The following is a 17,933-nucleotide window of genomic DNA, read 5'->3' as shown; positions in this document are numbered from 1 at the left end:
TGTTTACTTTTTTTAAAAGTGAATTATGAAATTGGCTCAACTGTAAAACTATAGACAAACTTTCCATAGGCTTCATGAAACTGGTCATAGGTCGTAATGTCGTATTCAGGTAAAAATTGAACCATCGCTGCATAACTATAATGTGCAAAATAATACATCTCGTTCACATATTCTAATTTCTCTTGAATGGCTTGAACATTTTGTTCCTGATTTTTTCCAAGTAATTCCCTAGAACCGTATGTACCATCTAAAAATAGACGTTTTCTTTTATAGCCAAAAACTGATTCTGCCTCATCTTCATTAATAGGAGTCAATGACTGGATCGTTGCCAATTTTTCTCTAAACGTTGCATATGCTTCTGGCTTGCTTTCAGCTAAGATATAGTCTTTTACTGTGATGTAAACAGGTACTTGTTTAATACTATAGCTGTCGCTCTCATTTAATGCAATTTTTTTCTGATTTGTATGAGGAAATCTGCCGATAATTTGCTGAAATTTTTCTGATAAGCGATAGTCGGATTCTTGAAAATCTGAGTTATCAGCATAGTAAAAATCAAAAAATGTCATTGTTGTTTCACCAATAAAATAACGAGGCAGCTTCTTGTTCTCTATATATAGTTGTTCATCTAGCATTATAGGACAGTGCTCCGTTTGCACAGTATCATAGTTGATTGAAAATCCATTTAATTGTACTTCTTTCATTAAAACACTCCTTTCCTTATTGAGTTAGTATATCACAACAAAATGATAATGAGAATCATTATCAGTATATTACACTTTTTATCTTCCATTGTATTTAATAACCAAAATAGAAGAGTTTTAGACGATCGTAACTCTTTTGTCTAAAACTCTTCCATATTTAATAAATACTTATTCTAATGTGTCGTTCCTGTATTTTCTTCAATATCAACTTCTGTAGTCACTGCTGCTTCAATTGCATAGATCAGTGAATCAGCAATAGTTGGGATCGGCATCGAAGGTGTTCCTACTGGACGATCGATGACTTGAGTTGGTTCAAACGGTACGTGGATAAAACCACCTTTCACGCCTGAAAATTCTTTATCGATCATATATAACAAGCGATACATGATATCATTGCAGACAAAAGTACCCGCTGTATAAGAGATATAGGCTGGTAAACCATGCTCCTGCACATTTTTCATCATTGCTTTGATTGGCAATGTTGTAAAATAAGCTGTTTCCCCATCCTCTTCCAATTTTGATCCAATCGGCTGGTTTCCTTTATTATCAGGAATTCTTGCTTCCGCTAAATTGATTGCTACTCGTTCAAATGAAACGGCACTTCTTCCACCTGCTTGTCCCACACAAATCACGATATCAGGGTTGTGTTCTTTGATTGCCGCTTCTAAAACTTCGCCGCTTTCTTTAAAAACTGTTGGTATTTCTAATTTGATTACTTTGGCTCCTGCTACTTCATCTGGAATCATTTTAACTGCTTCATATGCTGGATTAACAGAATCTCCACCAAATGGATCAAAACCTGTGACTAAAACTTTCATTGTAAATCTCCTCTCAAATATATAATACTAACAACCTTCTGCTTCGCTTCACCTTTTACTTTTCAACATCAACTAAATGAATCACTATTTAAATAAAATCATATAAACGACTTGGAACACAAACATAAAGATCGCGATAAACCATTGATTTTTAATAACACCATATTTATCTTTCATCTCTAACATTGCGACTGGAACGACATTAAAGTTCGCAGCCATCGGTGTCAATAACGTGCCGCAATACCCGCAAGTCAACGCCAACATACCGATCAATGCTGGATTTGCACCATAAGCTAAAACAAATGGAGCTCCGATTCCCACCGTCATTACAGTAATCGCTGCAAAAGCATTTCCCATAATGATCGTAAATAACATCATCCCGAAAGCATAGATGATAATGCCGAGTGCAACATTTCCCTGTGGTACGATCGTTCCAACTGCCGATGAAATCACCGTCCCAACGCCAGCACTAGTGAAGACCGCTCCTAATGAAGCTAAAAGCATCGGTAACATACTCAAAGGTCCAACTGTTCCAAGCATATCCGCCGCATCATCTAAAAATGTGGTTGGTTTATTATTTTTAGAATAAAACATCAAGATCAAAATTGCTACTAAAACGCCGACTCCAACACCAACTAACGCACCAAGTTTTGTAAATAAAGCAAAGATAATAGCAAATACACCAATACTTAATGCTGGAACAAATATTTTCATCCCTAACTTATCTGACATTTTTTGCATATACTCTTTAGAGGGCAACTTACTTTTGCCTTTACTGACTTTTTTCAAGATTGCTGGAATCGTCATAGAAAAAATCAAAATTCCACTAATCATAGCTGGAATAAAACGGCCCCCCGCAATCACGATCCCCAATGCACACCAAAAGTAACCTGTTCCGTAACGATGGGGATTACTTTTATCAAATAAATTCTTAATACCAGTATAAATCAAAATCAAGCCCATCAGGATATATAAAACTTCTAATAATTTCTCACCAAGCAGTACTTCTGAATTCATAAAATAACTCATGCTTGTTCTCCTTTCTTCTCGATGTCACCGTAATATTTTTTCATCAAACGACGGTCTTTCGTATAAAAATAAATACTCGCTGTAACTAATGCCACAAGTGCCACAGGAATTTCAACAGCAGCCAATTGCACTAACGTCACTTCATATCCTAATTCTTTTAAGGTTGATTGAACTAGCAAGCCCCCTGAACCACCGATAAATAATACTTGTCCAAAGAACCAACAAATATTTTCCATTGCCGAAGCCATTCCTTTGAGCTCTTCTTCGTAATCTTTGTTTAATTCTAAATTTTGAGATTCAACAGCTCCGATCGACATTGGTAAAATAATTGGACGGACAAATCCTGCAACGCCACCGAAACTGACATTGAATGCAGCAAAAATCATCCGAAAAACGCCATAAATATCGATAATCAACCCGGCGGAAACTTTTTTGAAGCGGCGAATCAATGATGCTGCTGATTCTTTTAAACCATTTCTTTCTAAAGTTCCTGTAGCCAACATAATAATAATGAAAATGGCCATTCCTCGATTGCTGACAAAACTTGTACCTAGGATATCCAACATTCCTTCTAAACCAATTCCTCCGACGAGTGCCGTCAAAACTAAGGCAATCATTACGATCAAAATCGAGTCTAGTTTCATTGCAAAACCGACAATGACAATCAAAACGCCTAATAAACTAAGAATATTTTCCACTGCTCACACTTCTTTCTTTTTTTACTTTAATTAAATATTGAAAATCAATAACTTCTTTATTATACACAAAATTTGTTTTATTTTTAATTTTTTCGATAAAAATCATTTCTAAAAAAACATCTGCTTTAACTCAAACCAAAAAAGTTACGACTGAAATTTAAACTTTTCAGTCGTAACTTTTTAAGTTCTCTTTCGTAAACAATCAATAAACACCAATTTTTTCTTCTTCGACATTATCATAAATCGTTTTTTTCTTCGTATCGTCGATCGTTTCCCATTCATCTCCATAAATATGCTCTAAACGGCCATACTCATCGTAAGATAAAATAAACCGGTGTTCATCATTTTTATCGTTGATGATTGTGTATAGTTTATCCTCTTCATCTTGACTGATTTGCCAAGTACCGGCTTCAAACTCTTTGGCTATCGGCATCGAACGATTCTTCTCTAATAATATTTTTACATTTTCTGTTGCATATTCTGGATTGTCCTTTAAATTCTCATTGCGTTCATCCGATAATAAATAATACACAACAAAGAATTTTTGCGACATCATTGGTCGAACTTGAATATCAGACCATAATGCTTCGAATTTATCTTTAGCTAATATTTCCCAGCCATCTCCAAAAATAGCAGAGATTCTTTCTTCTTTGTCTTCTTGGAGGATAATGAACGGCTCATCTTCGTCTAAAAGAGTAAGTGCGGTCACAGGACCATAGCCGGTAACGTTATCTGGTGAAGCATAAAAATCATATCTAGAATCGATCATTATTTCAGGTAATTCAGAGACTGTCATGCTTTGAGCCATTTCTTTCGCTTGACCGACTGTGTTGGCTTCGATAAAACTTGCTCGATCTTCATCTTCTCGGTCAATGTAAAAATAATAGATAAATTGCTCATAAAGATTTTCACTTTCTTTCAATTCCAAAAGATCTGCTGTAACATTATTGGTCTCCAAATTATTTTCTTCATTAAATGAGCTTTGGATATCAGATAGTGAGGAATACGAATTCCGTTCATTATTTCTTGAAACAAGTCCACTTATTTTAGAAAGAGCGATAAGTAATAAGAAAACAGCCCCTACATAACGCCACATACTCTTTTGATTTTTTTGTGGAACATGCTTTACATCTATCGGTTGCAGCATAGCTAATTCTTGTGGTCTAAACAATGTCGGGTTCTTTTTGCTTAATTCTTCCCAGCATTCCTTTACATGAGAGTAACGTCTTAGTTTGAAATACACATATCCCATTAGTAAATCAATCGTTGTTGTAGGTATTGTCAACTCACTTTTATCATATATCAGCACATCATTAGTGGAGCCCTTTTGTTTTACCCATGCATAATAGGCACTAAAAAAGTCACTTGTTTTATTTCTTTTTAAAGCAATGGCCTCACTAAGTAGTCCTTTAAATTCAATGACTGTTTGTTCCTGTTCCATTCTAAAATCATTTAGTAATAGATAAGAGATTTGTAAAGTGATCACGTCATAATCTTTTGTAGTGAGTGTCCTACACATGTGCAATCGTTCAGACCAAGAGCTCTGATTTGGAATAGCACCCTCCACTATTTGAAATAATTCATAGCGATTAGTAAAATACTCGATCCGTTCTTCTTTGGGAATATCTTGATAAATATCAAATGAAAACGGCGGCACATGTTTGATTTGTGTCCAAATATAACGAAAATCATTATCAGATTTATGTTCTTTAGCTAAAAAATCAACGTCACAAAAAGTATCTAAATAATCAATGATCTTTCTTGATAGTACACAATAGTTTGATCGTAAAAACGTTTGTATTATTTCAGCTATCTCATCGTGCTCAGCACTTGTCCATTCCAACTCATTTGAAAATAACGGTGTCCATTTTTCTACGTCTGAAAAAAAATCCATTTTTTCGTAAACTATTGCTAATTCTTGTTTAAAAACCATGACATTATTTTTTTGTTTTGGCTTTTCATTTTCAGATGGAACCTCTTGTGATTCTTCTACTGGCCACCCTGCTGTATCCGCTTCAATTGAAGGTTTACTAAGTTCCACTGGTCGATTGCTTTCAATAATCGTACCTGATAAGAAAATCGCTGAATCAAAGGCTTCTTTTAACTTTTGAAACGCGAGTGGTTCTTCCTCCACATTGATCATCTTTAACTTTGCTTCATATGCTTGTTCGACTTTCTTTTTATCTGAAGTTGGTTCTAACTCCAAAATTTCCCAACAATTCATACCCCCAACTCACTTTCTCAGTTCTCCCTAATCATTTAGTTATCTATCTTCTACTACTATTATGGCAAAGATAACTAGGAATAACAATACTAGAAAACACTTTAAACCTAAGCAAAATAATAAAGTACAAATCTATTGTTTTTAAAACAACGATCTGTACTCTATTATTTGCTATTCATTCATAAATTTTTTCAAGTCTTCCGCTATCGTTTTAGATTGGTTATGGTGAAGATAATGCGTACCAGGAAGCTCGACAGCTTCTCCTTTAGTAACAGTAGCCGCTTGTTCTTCATGAAGTTCAAACCAATTTTCTAAAGCACCATCATTTTCTTTGGCTACAAATAAAAGTAATGGCATATTTTTTGGAAAAGCTAGTTTTTTTGACTCTTTAAACGATTCATCTAACGCTTTTCCTTCTTTTCTGACATTGTTATTACTCAGATTTTTCAGATTCAGCATACGCAATTGCTCATATGTTTCATCATCCATTCCTTTAACTTTGAAACTTTCTGGACTTAATTTAATGAATACTCTCATTAATCCAGATTTTTGAATAAAATTAGATAAGCTATCATCAAACCCAGGCCATGGCTGATTCGGTAGACTAGAGTCGATTCCTACAAATGCTTTGACGTTTTCAGGATACGTATTCACATAATTTAATCCATAGATTCCAGCAATCGAATGTCCCATTAATATAAAAGAATCGATATCTAATTTTTCTAAAACGATATGGATCTCTTCAATCATATTGTTAGCACTTCGTTCTCGTTTCGTTTGACTGCTTAATCCGTATCCAAATGGTTCAATCGTAACGACTCGATAGTCATTTTTCAATTCACTAATCAATGGTTTAAAATCTAATCCAGGACTAGCTGTTCCATAACCCGGAAGCAACACGATCGTTTCTTTTCCCTGCCCCTCATCGAGTACATTTATTGTGCCATCAAAAAGGTTTATTTTTTCACCATAATCCTTGATTCGACTCGCTTCATTTCGCAGACTGACTTGATTTACAATATAAATTCCCGCCATCGTTACAACAAACAACCCTAAAATGGTTAATAGAATATTCTTTAAAATATTCAGAACACGTCTGATTCCGTGTTTTTTATTTTTTTTCATTTTAAACCTCTTTCTCCTTTATCCCCATTATCATTTTTTCCATTATTTCATCACTTAACAAGTTAAGCTTAATTCTCTTTAGTACATATTTGGTTGCATAAAGTTTATCCCCAAATATTTCGATCGTATTTGGAAATAGCGCGACCATAAACCAAGTTTCTAAAAGTAAAACAATGATTTCTAAAACTTGTTTTGGGTATTTCACAATCAAAGACCCATCCTTATTTCCTTCATTGTTGCAGCATTCAATTCGAGGAGATAAGAGCTCATTATTATTCATGATATACATCATAAAAAACTTTGGATTATAAAATAAAGAATACGCTAACTGAAATGACGCCCCAACTTCTTTATTAAATAAGGTCTCCAATAATAGATGCTTCATCTTCTGTATACCAGTAAAGTCTGTACGTTCACTGATTACATCAAAATACGCTGTATTGGGGTAAGCCTTCTCACTACGCTAGCGAAAATGATGATAAATCGTACCACGAGATAAACCATCTAATTCATTAACAATGTCTTGAATCGTTTTTTTCATAGTCTTTTTGTACAAACAGACGCGTTGTGGCAGCTAAAATATCTTGAACTATTGCTTCGGTATCGTATCTTTTTGCCATTTTTTTAGTCTCCTTCTAAAAAACATACCGAATGAATGTTTTTTTATAGAATATACTTTATTATTGATCTTGTCAATAAAATAAATGACTAAAAACCTGTCAAACGACTCCTTTAGTATGAAGTGTTTGACAGGTTAGATTTAGTTATTTTTAGTTAAAGTAATCACTTGTGTCGCGACTTTTTCCAAGAAAGATTGATCATGTTCTACAATCAGCATTGTCGGTTTTACCGATAAAATCAGCTTTTCCAATTGTTCCTGATTGAAAACATCTAAATAATTTAAAGGCTCATCCCAAATATACAATTCCGCTGGCTGCGCTAATGATTTTGCCAACTCGACTTTTTTGCGCTGCCCCATGCTCATTTGTTCAATGCGATTTTGAAAGACTTCTCTTTCCATGCCTAGTTTGTGCAGGTTATTGAGAAACGCTTGGTGGTCAAGTCCTTGTTCTTCTGAAAACGCCAGTAATGTCCCATGATTATCTTCATAATTTTGACGAACATAACTAATTTTTAGTTTATCTGGACGAAAGATCACGCCTTGACTTTCACCATCAAAATGACCTAGTAAAAACTTGATAATCGATGATTTTCCAGAACCATTTTGCCCGGCTAAAGCAATCCGTTGTCCTTGGTTTAACTCAAAAGATATTTTGTTAAACAAGTCTTGCTTCTGATAACCCAACGTTAGATTTTCGACTGTTAGTAATCGTTTATGATGCTCTGGCTGATAATTCATTGTCAGCGGATCAATGTACTCGATATCTTTTAATAAACTTGCTTTTTCTGACAGTTGTGTTTCCATTCGATGTTCGATCGTCTTTGCACGTTTCATTGTACGAGCTGCTCTTGCACCGATAAAACCAGTATCATAGATTGCTCCACTGCCTTTTTCAGAAGCTTTTCCATATTTATCTTGCTCCTTGGAACGAGACCACTCTGCTTTTTCAGCAGCTGTTCTTTTCAAACGACTGACTTCTTTTTTTAATTTTTCATTTTGTGCAAATTCAAATTCATCTTTGATTTTCTTTTGTTCTTCATAAACAGAAAAATTTCCTTGATAAAGCTCTAACTGGCTTTTTTCAATTGATAATACGTGGTCGACCACTTCATCTACAAACGAACGGTCATGACTGACTACAATAAAGCCCTGGCGTTTCTTTTTCAAGTAATCCGCTACTTGCTTGCGTCCAACAATATCCAAATGATTGGTTGGTTCATCGATCAAAGGAAAATGATGATCATCAATAAACAGCAGCGCTAATAAGACTTTCGTCTGTTCACCACCTGAAAGTGTTTCAAAATCACGCCATAGAATTTCTGGATCAACTTGTAGAAGATTTAACTCCCGCTCAATTTCCCATTGTTCAAAATCACTGATTTCTTCTAACACGTAATAGGTCAGTTGCTGCTTATTTTTAATTGGTTGTGGGAAATAGAGAAAGTCTAATTGATGAATAATTTGACCGCTATAAGCTAGCTGATTCTGTAAAATTTTAAGTAATGTCGTTTTCCCACGACCATTTCTGCCGATCAATCCTAATTTCCATTGTGTATCAAAGTTTAGATTTGCTTGCTCAAATAGTAAAGTTCCTTGAGTATCGTACCCGAATGTTATATTTTTAATTTCGATTTTTGACATAGTCTCACCTCATTAAGAAAAGCGGAAGGAAGTTGTTTTATTCCTTCTGTTCTTTTCAGAACCGGCAACAGGTTTACGAGTACACAAAAAGACCCATACGCTGAAAAATAATGCCAATCCTGAAAATCTGCACACTGCTCCCCTGAGATTTCTCAAGTTACAGTCTGAATGCAGCTTCAACAAATTGACTTAATTTTTCAACGCACGGATCCCTCACTTCGTTTTTTATTGAGTTTACTATAGCATGGTGATTTACTAATTGTCAAGAATCGAATATCCGCCTTTTTAAAAATCATGGACATAGAACTTAAAAACGAATAGCAGTGAAAATAATTTTTCACATTCATAAAATTTTCTGCTCCATTTTTGATAATTTTCTATCAAAATCAGCTATTTATCACTATAAGAGCTCACTTTGACTTATACTATAGTTATAAACAATATCTTATCTATCCACATTCATTCTAATATAGAAATACAGTCAAAATAGCTGTTCTGTATTTCAAAATAAAGGAGATTATACAATGAAAATTGAACATATCGGTTTATGGGTCAAAGATTTGGAAAATATGCGGAACTTTTATGAAACGTATTTCAATGCCCAAGCTTCTGAACTTTACCACAATACAAAGACAAGTTTCCATTCTTATTTTTTAACTTTTTCTGATGGTGCTAGACTTGAGATCATGCAACGAAACGATGTTATTGACCGCAACTCAGGAGATGAAATACTAGGCTTTGCTCATTTAGCGATTTCTTTAGGAAGCAAAGAGAATGTTGATACCCTCACGAATATATTGGTCATGGAAGGTTATAAATTATTAAGTCCAACTCGTACAACAGGTGATGGTTATTATGAATCTGTGATTGCGGATCCAGAGGGAAACCGTTTAGAATTAACTATTTAAAATTTTGGATTAACGGAGGAAATGAAATGGATGTAAAAGCAATTGTTTTAGATATTGACGGAACACTTTTAAATGATGAAAAAAAACTGACCACTCAAACAAAAGAGGCATTGATTACTGCTCAAAAAGAGGGCATCAAAGTAATTTTAGCATCTGGCAGACCGACTCCTGGTATGTTGAAGTATGTGGAGGAACTTCAAATGGATCAGCACAATGGGTTGATTGTTTCGTATAACGGCGCACATGTTCTTGATGTCCGCACACAAAAAGAATTATTCAGTCAGCCTCTTTCAATTGAAAACAGCAAAAATATTTTAGAACATCTCAAACAATTCGACGTCAAACCAATGATTGCAAAAGACGAGTATATGTATGTCAATAATGTATTTGATGGGATGTTGGATCTGGACTTCTCCGATGGATTATTCAATATTATTGAATACGAATCACGTGGCGGAAACTTCCAATTATGTGAAAAAGAAGATTTAGCTGCCTTTGTTGATTTTCCATTGCATAAAATTCTTGTCGCAGCTCAACCTGAGTATTTACAAGAAAACTGGCAGAAAATTTATGCTCCTTTTGAACAATCTGTTAGTGGTGTGTTCTCGGCACCGATGTATTTTGAATTTACAGATCAAGGAATCGATAAAGCGAACGCTTTGGAGCAAACACTCAAACCTTTAGGCATCCATCAAGAACATATTATTTCTTTTGGTGATGGCCACAATGATTTATCCTTGATCAATTATGCTGGAATGGGCGTTGCGATGGGAAATGCTGTTGAAGAGTTAAAAAATGCTGCAGATAAAATCACTTTATCAAACAATGAAGATGGGATTGCCAAAGCGTTATCTGAAATATTGTAATAAAAATAGAGTGGGGATAAAAAATCCTACTCTATTTTTTTCCTCACATAATACGTGATAATCAGTTATAATTCATTTATACGAAACAGACTGAAAGGTGTTTTCTGCGATGAATTTAATGCTCAAATTAAAAAACTTAGATAAACTTACAACAAGTGAAGAAGCACTCGTTACTTATATTCTTGATTTTCCAGAAAAAGTTATTCGTTTTTCTCCCAAAGAACTTGCCGACCATTCTTATGTATCAATGTCAACAATTTATCGTTTGATCAATAAATTGGACCTAGATGGCTTAAATGATCTTAAATTCGCCTTGGTTAGCTATTTAAACGAACATACAAGTGAACAAATCATCGACATCGACTATCCTATTTCGGCTGAAGATAATCATTACGCCATGACTAAAAAGTTAAAAACGGTTTATGACCAAACGGTTCAATCAACCATCGATACAAATAATTTTGATTCAATGGCTTTAAATGGCGCGCTACTTAAAAACGCTGAATTTGTCGATGTTTATGCCACATCTGCCAATATTTATTTTGCCCAAAATTTCCAGTTTCAAATGCAGGAAATCGGTAAGCAAATCAATGTACCGATCGATGATTATATGCAAAATCTATCTGCCGCAAATAGTACACCCACTCATTTAGCGATCGTTGTTTCTTATGGTGGCCGCAGTTCTAGTGTCAAAAGAATTCTGGAAATTCTAAAGCAAAATAATAGTAAAATCTTGTTGATTACTTCAAAAAATAGTCCTCTACTAAATGAAAAAGTGGATGGTGTTTTTCTCTTCTCTTCACTGGAAAATCATTATAATAAAATATCATCCTTCTCAACAAGGATGTCGTTGATGTATATTTTTGATAGTTTATATCTTAGTTTTTTCAATCAAGATTATGATCGGAATTTGGCTTATAAATTGGATAATTATCAAAAAATGAATCCAAAACTGGTTTGACTCCTTAGTTTACAAAAAACTGTTCAGCATTAATTAATGCTGAACAGTTTTTTTCTCATTATTTTTTCAACAATCCTAAATCACTTTTCATCTTTAACACACGATAAACGGATTGATTCAACGCTTCTTCTGAATAAGTCCCTTGCTCGATTCCTTGTAAAACATAAGGAATCTGCTCTTGAAATGAAGAAGATAGAATCAGATCATTCCCCGCTTTCAATGCAGCGAGTCCTGCCTCTTCTTGAGAGATAAAATCAGCTAATCCTGCCATATCCATGTCATCAGTCATAATCACACCTTGAAAACCTAACTCGTTGCGTAACAAATCATGCACAGGTTGAGAAATCGATGCTGGCATCGTATCATCAATACTGGTCACAATATTATGAGAAACCATGATGCTGTCTGTACCCGCTGTAATTCCAGCTTTAAACGGTAAAAAATCATTACTGCGTAACGTCTCAAGGTCCCTCGTATCATAGACGATTTCGACATGGGAATCACGATTATCCCCATATCCCGGAAAATGTTTTAATGTTGAAGCGATCTTTTGTTTCTTTAATTCCTCTACACTTGCCTTGACATATTCACTCGTTTTTTCAGCGTCTAATCCTAGTGTCCGATCGTAGATAAACGCTTCTGGATCAGTTGCAACGTCAGCATCTGGAAATAAGCCGCCGTGAATACCATATGAGTGAAGCACTTCTGATTTTTTTTGAATATCAGAACGAATCCCTGTCAATCCAGCTTCTTGATAAATTTCCATAGGTGATTTAAATGGTTCTGATACTAAACCATTTCCACCACTTAAACGCGAAACCGTTCCGCCCTCTTCATCTGAAGCAATAAAAAGTGGAATCTTGCTTACTTTTTGATAAGAGGAAATTTTTTCCTTCAATGAATCTGGTGTTGCAGTTTCGATATCACGTCCAAATAACAGATAGCCACCTAAGTGATACTCCTGAATGCTCTCTTGCTGCGCTTCAATAGGTACTCGTGCTAGAAAGAGCTGTCCAACTTTTTCTTCCAAACTCATTGATGCAATTAAGTCTTTGATTTTCTTTTCTTGACCCTTTAAAGAAGTGTCCTGATTGCTTTGTGCGGTCTGACTTTCCTCTACCACTTCTGTACTTGATTGCTTCGTTTCTTCCGTTCTTTTTGTTTGTGCAGTATCATTGTTTTTGTTCACGAACCACATAATGCTAAAACTAATACCAAAAATCAGCAGCAAAATTGTAACTGCACTCGTTATCATCGTCTTGTTATTAATTGTACTTCCTCCTTGCCTCACTTCGCTGATCTTTATCAGTGTGATTATATTATAATGAGGTTCTATTGCAACAGTCAATTTTTTCACCTGATTGCGTCTTATATCTTTGACAAAAAAACGTGCGCATGAGATGCTCTAAGCGTAATAAATACAAAAAAAAGAGAGAAGGTTGGATTTTTATGTCAACAATGGTTTTTGTAAATTTCCCAGTTACTGATGTAAAGCGTTCTACTGAGTTTTATGAAAAGTTAGGTTTTAAGCAAAACGTGGATTTTTCTAATGAAGAAACAAGTTCAATGGTTTGGGATGATAATTTTTGGATCATGTTATTAAATCATAACTTCTATAGTAAATTTATTAAAGATAAAAAAATTGCAGATGCGAAAACAACTAGCGGTGTTTTGGTTGCATTTAGTATGGAAAGTGCTGATGCTGTGAAGAAATTTGGCGAGACAGCCAAAGCAAATGGCGGCGATTTTTATAAAGTGGATATGGGGATTCCTGAGGATATGATGTTTGGACTTGAAGTGCAAGATCCAGATGGTAATACTTTGGAACCAAATTGGATGAAGATGTAAATTAAAGATTATTAGTTGAAAACCATCAGTTAAATTAGCTGGTGGTCTTTCTTTGTAAAAAAGCGGAAAGTGATTTTTATGGCACATGCTTTTCCGCCATATTTTGTTCTTCTTATGTTGGGGTAGATTAAAAAATAAAATTTTATAAACTAGTAAAACTTCGTAAACTTGTAACTCATAAAAAACCAACCACTAAATTTAGTGATTGGTTCTGCTATTGTTTATTCAACTACTATTTTTGTTAAGAGTAAAACACCTTTTTTATTTCCTCAGAACATGACTCAATTAAATCATCTTGGTATCTCTTTCAGTTTTAATATACCAGCTATTATTTACTACTACAGATAATAATGTTTGCAAAATCAAATCGGATTTCAAAAAACTATTTATTCGGCTGAAGAATCGTAACAATTTCTTCTTTATATTCTTCCTTATCATCTGATTTTTGAAGTGAATTAGATACCTGCCATAAAATAATAGTATCACCATCCCAATACATATCATGACTTACCGTATAACCACCATAATTCACTACCAAATGATTCCCCTCAATTTCATAGGTCCAAGTCACCCAGTCTTCTTCCCCATCAATACGTTCTTTCATAAGAAATCCATCAAACATTAGCGTACTATTTTGACGATTGCCCTTGATCGACGATGTCCAAGAAGCATATTTTGTTAAATCCGGATCAACAGCTGGTTTAAGTTGCTTGATTTTTTCTTCTGAATATGGAAAAATTTCTTCATTGTGTGGTTCTAAAATAAGGCGTTTGTCCTCAGCAAGTTTGGGTTCCAATACTAAGTTATTGCCATTTTTCTTTACTTGATAAGAATGAATTTTTTCTATCGGATCGTCGGCTTCATTAAAGCTATCATATATAATATCCAATTGATCCCCTTTAAAGGTATAGTTCGTCGTGAAAAGTGAAAAATAATGTTCTATTATTCGCACCTTGTCATTGCCAAAACTGTAATAATCCTCTTCATTTTGAACTTTCCAGTATTTAGTTGACTGTAAAATATTCGCTGGCGTTTCTTTTTTTCTTTCAGTTGCAGTAGAGGCTGAAGTGCTTGGTTTATTGTTAGTTTCTTTCGCTTTCGTCCACATTACGGTGCCAACGAAAATAAAAGCAATGATCACTATACTAGATAAAATGATTTCTCCCGATTTATAGCGAAAGTTACGGACTCTATTTTTTCTTTGACCAGATCCTATCTCTAATGCTGTAAGTGCTTCTTCTGGCACTTCGATTTGTTTCATTGCTTTTTGTAAAATTTTTTTCTCGTTATCAGACATAATAATCCTCCCCTAAGGCTTTTTTTAGTGCGTCACGTCCTCGTTTTAAATTCGTTTTAACTGTTCCTTCCGGCATGTTTAAGAGTTCGCTGATTTCCTTAACTGAAAAATCTTGGTAATAAAATAACTGCAAAATCAAGCGGTATTTATCTTCTAATGATGTTACAGCTTCTAGTACATCCATGGCTTGATTCTTGTTTTTAGATAAATCGGTTGGTTCTTCAAATTCTGGATTGTTCTGCAACTCACGGATTTTGATCTTTTGATTGATCACTTTACTTGCTAGTCTTGCCATAATCTTACAAAACCAAGTTAAAAAATAGCTAGGTTCTTTCAGTGTATGAATCGATTTCATAGCTTGAATCGTCGCTTCTTGCATAATATCCAGAGCATCTTCTTTATTGCCTATATAGATGTAGGCCATTTTATACATGTACTCATGATTTTTACGTAAAATTTTCCCTAATGCATTTGTGTCTCCTTTGATTGCTTTTTTGATCAATGAACGTTCTGAATAGCTAAACTTCCCCATTTCCTCACCTCTTCACCCTAATAGTGTAAAAAAATTACCTGTGGGTTTCAACAAAATATTTTTTATTCGTAAAACAAAAAAAGAGCTAAAACGTGTATGTTTTAGCTCTTAACTATTTCTACATCAGAATTGTATTATTCAACACCATTATCCTGTTGGCTCATTCGTGACACGTTAGTAGGAATAAATAAAGTTGGATTGATTTTAAGGAGTAACAACAACACAACAGAGGTTGCTATTGCTGTAGCGATCCCACTCAAGCCATTCATCACAAAGGAGAATAGCCAAGGATTCATGCCCCAAAGCGCAAAGCTTCCCCAAAATACAACGCCTGCAATAAAATGCCAGAAATAACGCATAAGCGTGCCGAAAAAAGAAGCATAAATAATAATCCGACTACTCTTCATATACTCTTTATTTTTGATAGCCTGTTGCAGTTTACCACTATAAACACCCGCAAACCCTGCAAAGCCAAAAGCTAAAATATATTCAATAATCACTTGAACAGGCATCAAATAATACACTTGCGCCGTTGGAAAATGCAACAATCCCCAGATAAATGCAGAAAAGAATCCTGCTTTGGCCCCTCTTCGTAAAGCGAAAAGAGTGACTGGAATCATCCCCAGTGAAATTGAAAAACTACTCCCAATGTTTGTCGGAATAAAGGATAAGACCATTGCAATGGCCGCAACGATCGTCCCTTCGATCCAAACGCGTAACTCTGATGTTCTTTGCATAAAAAACTCCTCCTTTTAGAACGACCAATTCACAAAGGAGGAGTAAACGTATTTATTTACTCCATCACAATTCCTACGCTCGTACTAACGAACAGGTTCAAGGGTTTAGAGTTGTTACTCATTCTCAGCCATGGCTCCCCTTTGTGATGGGTTCTATTTAATTTTAGTTGTTACCCTCTGCAACGATAACAATAATAGATTACCATTGTGTCATTGAAAAGTAAAGAAACAAGTGCCCACTCTTCCGTCTAAAATAACTAGACATAACTTGCAAAAATTCATTCCTCTTATCGCAGAAGATAAGATTACACTTTTCTTTTAAAAGGTGGTACATTGATAATATCTATCACTTAATTTTTTTTGATTGGGAGGTTATCCATTTTGGAAGAAGATATATTTGATTTACTAGAAGATCAGAACAAGATCATGTTAAAATTATTAGAAATCATTTCTGAAAGTCATCGTTGGTATAGTGTCAATGAGTTAAGTTTGCGTTTAAACGTTGTAGAACGGACGATCCAGCGCTATATTCACCAATTAGAAGATACGGTTGCTGAGTATAATGAGGTAAAAGATAGTTATATTCAATTAAACTATGAAAAATATAATGGGGTTCAGCTAGAAACAGATTCTGGTAGTAATTATATAGAGTTTAAAACATACATTTTGGAAACAGATGAAACCATACAGATTTTGAAAAAGATTATGTTTGAAGAATTCTATTCTGTAAAAAAATACGCCATGACTTACTTTGTTAGTGAAAATGCTATCCGAAAAAGCTTAAAAAAGATCACTGTATTTTTGGATTTATATAATTTATCTTTATCTCGTAGTTCTTTCCAAATTGTGGGTGAAGAAAAAAATATTCGTATCATTAGTTATATTATTGGCTGGGTAACCTTTAAAGGTGTCATTTGGCCATTTGATTCTATCGACCAACTAAAGGCCTATCAATCCGTTGACAATTTTTCTGAGGCCTTCAAGTTAAAGTTTTCAAATATTCAAAGAAAACAAATGGCTTATATGTTAGCAATCAACTTGATGCGTTTTAGAAAAAATCATGTGATCGATCTTGATCCTGAATGGAAAAATTATGTTAATCTTCCTGCATTGATGCAAACATTACCTGTGATGACTGATTTAGTGGACGTTTACCATATTCATGTTGAATCGGAAATGTGCTTTTATGTTTTACTTCTGCAAATGAAAATCAAAGTATTTGAATCCGAGGAATTGAAACAACGAGTTTTTGATTATCATGAAAAATGCCAATCAGATATTTTCCAAGCAACTCACTTATTTGTTAAACGATTCCACGAGAAATTGATGCCCATTCCAGAAGAGTTGCGTGAACGTTTTTTCTTAACTAGTTTTTGCGCTCACCTTTTCTGTAAAGTCTTTAATCAACTTCAAGTTGATATAGATGGTCATCAAATTATGGATGAGGCTGATTATGACTATCCTGCATTGAAAGAAAAGCTCAATTGTTTTATTAAAGAGTTACATGAAGAAAGTGGTAGTGCACTCTTTTTATCACATGAATTTCTAGCTCAAAAGTATATTCTTTTGTTCTCTTCGATTTCACCACTAAATTATTATGAACCACCGATCAGAATTTTTCTAGACAGCGATTTGCCTTTCTTTGTGAAACAAACGATCATCACTAAAATAAGTGATCGATTCAAACATGATTTCAATATTACATTTTTAAAAGATCAGGTATTGCAACAATCAGACATCGTGCTCACAAATATTCCCAATATCATTGAAGAAGAGCAGCGGTTTACTTATAAAGTTCATCTGTTTGATTTTCCGATCAAGTTAAGAGACTTTATCGAAATTGAAAGAAAACTCAAGTTAGTAGCACAATTAAAAAGTCAAGTGTCATAGTATAAAAAAGAAGCAGATAAGGGAAAAGTAGTTTTT

At 34.4% G+C, this 17,933-nt stretch carries 17 protein-coding genes and 1 riboswitch; of the genes, 5 read left to right on the top strand and 12 right to left on the bottom strand.

Going from position 1 to position 17,933, the window contains the following annotated elements:
* Positions 1-23: 23 nt before the first annotated feature.
* The 8 genes from IGL98_RS07170 to IGL98_RS07135 form a co-directional block, all read right to left on the bottom strand.
* Positions 24-701 (bottom strand): hypothetical protein, encoded by a 678-nt coding sequence (locus IGL98_RS07170; RefSeq protein ID WP_242590191.1) that lies wholly within the window; start codon positions 699-701, stop codon positions 24-26.
* A gap of 173 nt (positions 702-874) precedes the next feature.
* Positions 875-1,519 (bottom strand): pyroglutamyl-peptidase I, encoded by a 645-nt coding sequence (pcp, locus tag IGL98_RS07165; protein ID WP_206842634.1) that lies wholly within the window; start codon positions 1,517-1,519, stop codon positions 875-877.
* 84 nt (positions 1,520-1,603) lie between these two features.
* Positions 1,604-2,548 carry a DUF979 domain-containing protein gene (locus IGL98_RS07160; RefSeq protein ID WP_206842633.1) on the bottom strand — a complete coding sequence of 315 codons (945 nt, stop codon included), beginning with the start codon at positions 2,546-2,548 and terminating at the stop codon, positions 1,604-1,606.
* A complete protein-coding gene (locus tag IGL98_RS07155; protein WP_206912085.1) occupies positions 2,545-3,246 on the bottom strand; it encodes a 5-oxoproline transporter, DUF969 family subunit in 702 nt (233 codons plus the stop codon). Before IGL98_RS07155 ends, IGL98_RS07160 begins: the two co-directional genes overlap by 4 nt.
* A 202-nt stretch (positions 3,247-3,448) precedes the next feature.
* A complete protein-coding gene (locus IGL98_RS07150) occupies positions 3,449-5,470 on the bottom strand; it encodes a hypothetical protein (protein ID WP_206912084.1) in 2,022 nt (673 codons plus the stop codon).
* Positions 5,471-5,641: 171 nt separating this feature from the next.
* Entirely contained in the window at positions 5,642-6,595 is a 954-nt protein-coding gene (locus IGL98_RS07145) for an alpha/beta fold hydrolase (protein ID WP_206912083.1), read from the bottom strand.
* A gap of 1 nt (position 6,596) precedes the next feature.
* A complete protein-coding gene (locus tag IGL98_RS07140) occupies positions 6,597-6,980 on the bottom strand; it encodes a hypothetical protein (RefSeq protein ID WP_242590190.1) in 384 nt (127 codons plus the stop codon).
* Positions 6,981-7,355: 375 nt separating this feature from the next.
* Positions 7,356-8,858 carry an Lsa family ABC-F type ribosomal protection protein gene (locus IGL98_RS07135; protein ID WP_206912082.1) on the bottom strand — a complete coding sequence of 501 codons (1,503 nt, stop codon included), beginning with the start codon at positions 8,856-8,858 and terminating at the stop codon, positions 7,356-7,358.
* A 524-nt stretch (positions 8,859-9,382) separates the two neighbouring features.
* Here IGL98_RS07135 and IGL98_RS07130 point away from each other — a divergent pair.
* From IGL98_RS07130 to IGL98_RS07120, 3 genes are all read left to right on the top strand, one after another.
* On the top strand, positions 9,383-9,766 hold the full coding sequence (locus tag IGL98_RS07130) for a VOC family protein (RefSeq protein WP_206845419.1): 384 nt from the start codon (positions 9,383-9,385) through the stop codon (positions 9,764-9,766).
* A gap of 26 nt (positions 9,767-9,792) precedes the next feature.
* On the top strand, positions 9,793-10,632 hold the full coding sequence (locus IGL98_RS07125) for a Cof-type HAD-IIB family hydrolase (protein WP_206845421.1): 840 nt from the start codon (positions 9,793-9,795) through the stop codon (positions 10,630-10,632).
* Between the two features lie 109 nt (positions 10,633-10,741).
* On the top strand, positions 10,742-11,593 hold the full coding sequence (locus tag IGL98_RS07120) for a MurR/RpiR family transcriptional regulator (RefSeq protein WP_206912081.1): 852 nt from the start codon (positions 10,742-10,744) through the stop codon (positions 11,591-11,593).
* 58 nt (positions 11,594-11,651) lie between these two features.
* Here IGL98_RS07120 and IGL98_RS07115 read toward each other — a convergent pair whose 3' ends face one another.
* Positions 11,652-12,848 (bottom strand): glycoside hydrolase family 3 N-terminal domain-containing protein, encoded by a 1,197-nt coding sequence (locus IGL98_RS07115; RefSeq protein WP_206912086.1) that lies wholly within the window; start codon positions 12,846-12,848, stop codon positions 11,652-11,654.
* A 194-nt stretch (positions 12,849-13,042) separates the two neighbouring features.
* On the opposite strand from IGL98_RS07115, the gene IGL98_RS07110 reads away from it, so the two are divergent.
* Positions 13,043-13,441: a VOC family protein gene (locus tag IGL98_RS07110; RefSeq protein ID WP_069645057.1), complete on the top strand. Its 399-nt coding sequence runs from the start codon at positions 13,043-13,045 to the stop codon at positions 13,439-13,441.
* A gap of 382 nt (positions 13,442-13,823) precedes the next feature.
* Here IGL98_RS07110 and IGL98_RS07105 read toward each other — a convergent pair whose 3' ends face one another.
* The 3 genes from IGL98_RS07105 to thiT form a co-directional block, all read right to left on the bottom strand.
* Positions 13,824-14,738, bottom strand: a complete 915-nt coding sequence (locus IGL98_RS07105) for a hypothetical protein (protein WP_206845426.1) — start codon at positions 14,736-14,738, stop codon at positions 13,824-13,826.
* A complete protein-coding gene (locus IGL98_RS07100; RefSeq protein WP_206845428.1) occupies positions 14,731-15,270 on the bottom strand; it encodes a sigma-70 family RNA polymerase sigma factor in 540 nt (179 codons plus the stop codon). Before IGL98_RS07100 ends, IGL98_RS07105 begins: the two co-directional genes overlap by 8 nt.
* A 134-nt stretch (positions 15,271-15,404) precedes the next feature.
* Positions 15,405-16,007, bottom strand: coding sequence for an energy-coupled thiamine transporter ThiT (gene thiT, locus IGL98_RS07095; protein WP_206912080.1), 603 nt, complete (start codon positions 16,005-16,007; stop codon positions 15,405-15,407).
* 53 nt (positions 16,008-16,060) lie between these two features.
* A riboswitch (TPP riboswitch) is annotated at positions 16,061-16,158 on the bottom strand.
* 230 nt (positions 16,159-16,388) lie between these two features.
* On the opposite strand from thiT, the gene IGL98_RS07090 reads away from it, so the two are divergent.
* Positions 16,389-17,897 carry a helix-turn-helix domain-containing protein gene (locus IGL98_RS07090; RefSeq protein ID WP_206845460.1) on the top strand — a complete coding sequence of 503 codons (1,509 nt, stop codon included), beginning with the start codon at positions 16,389-16,391 and terminating at the stop codon, positions 17,895-17,897.
* Positions 17,898-17,933: the final 36 nt, after the last annotated feature.

Origin of the sequence: Enterococcus sp. DIV0840 (genome assembly GCF_050527835.1) — a bacterium.
GTDB lineage: Bacteria > Bacillota > Bacilli > Lactobacillales > Enterococcaceae > Enterococcus_L > Enterococcus_L ureasiticus.
Note: the sequence above shows the minus strand (reverse complement) of the source record. Positions and strands in the feature narration are given on the sequence as shown.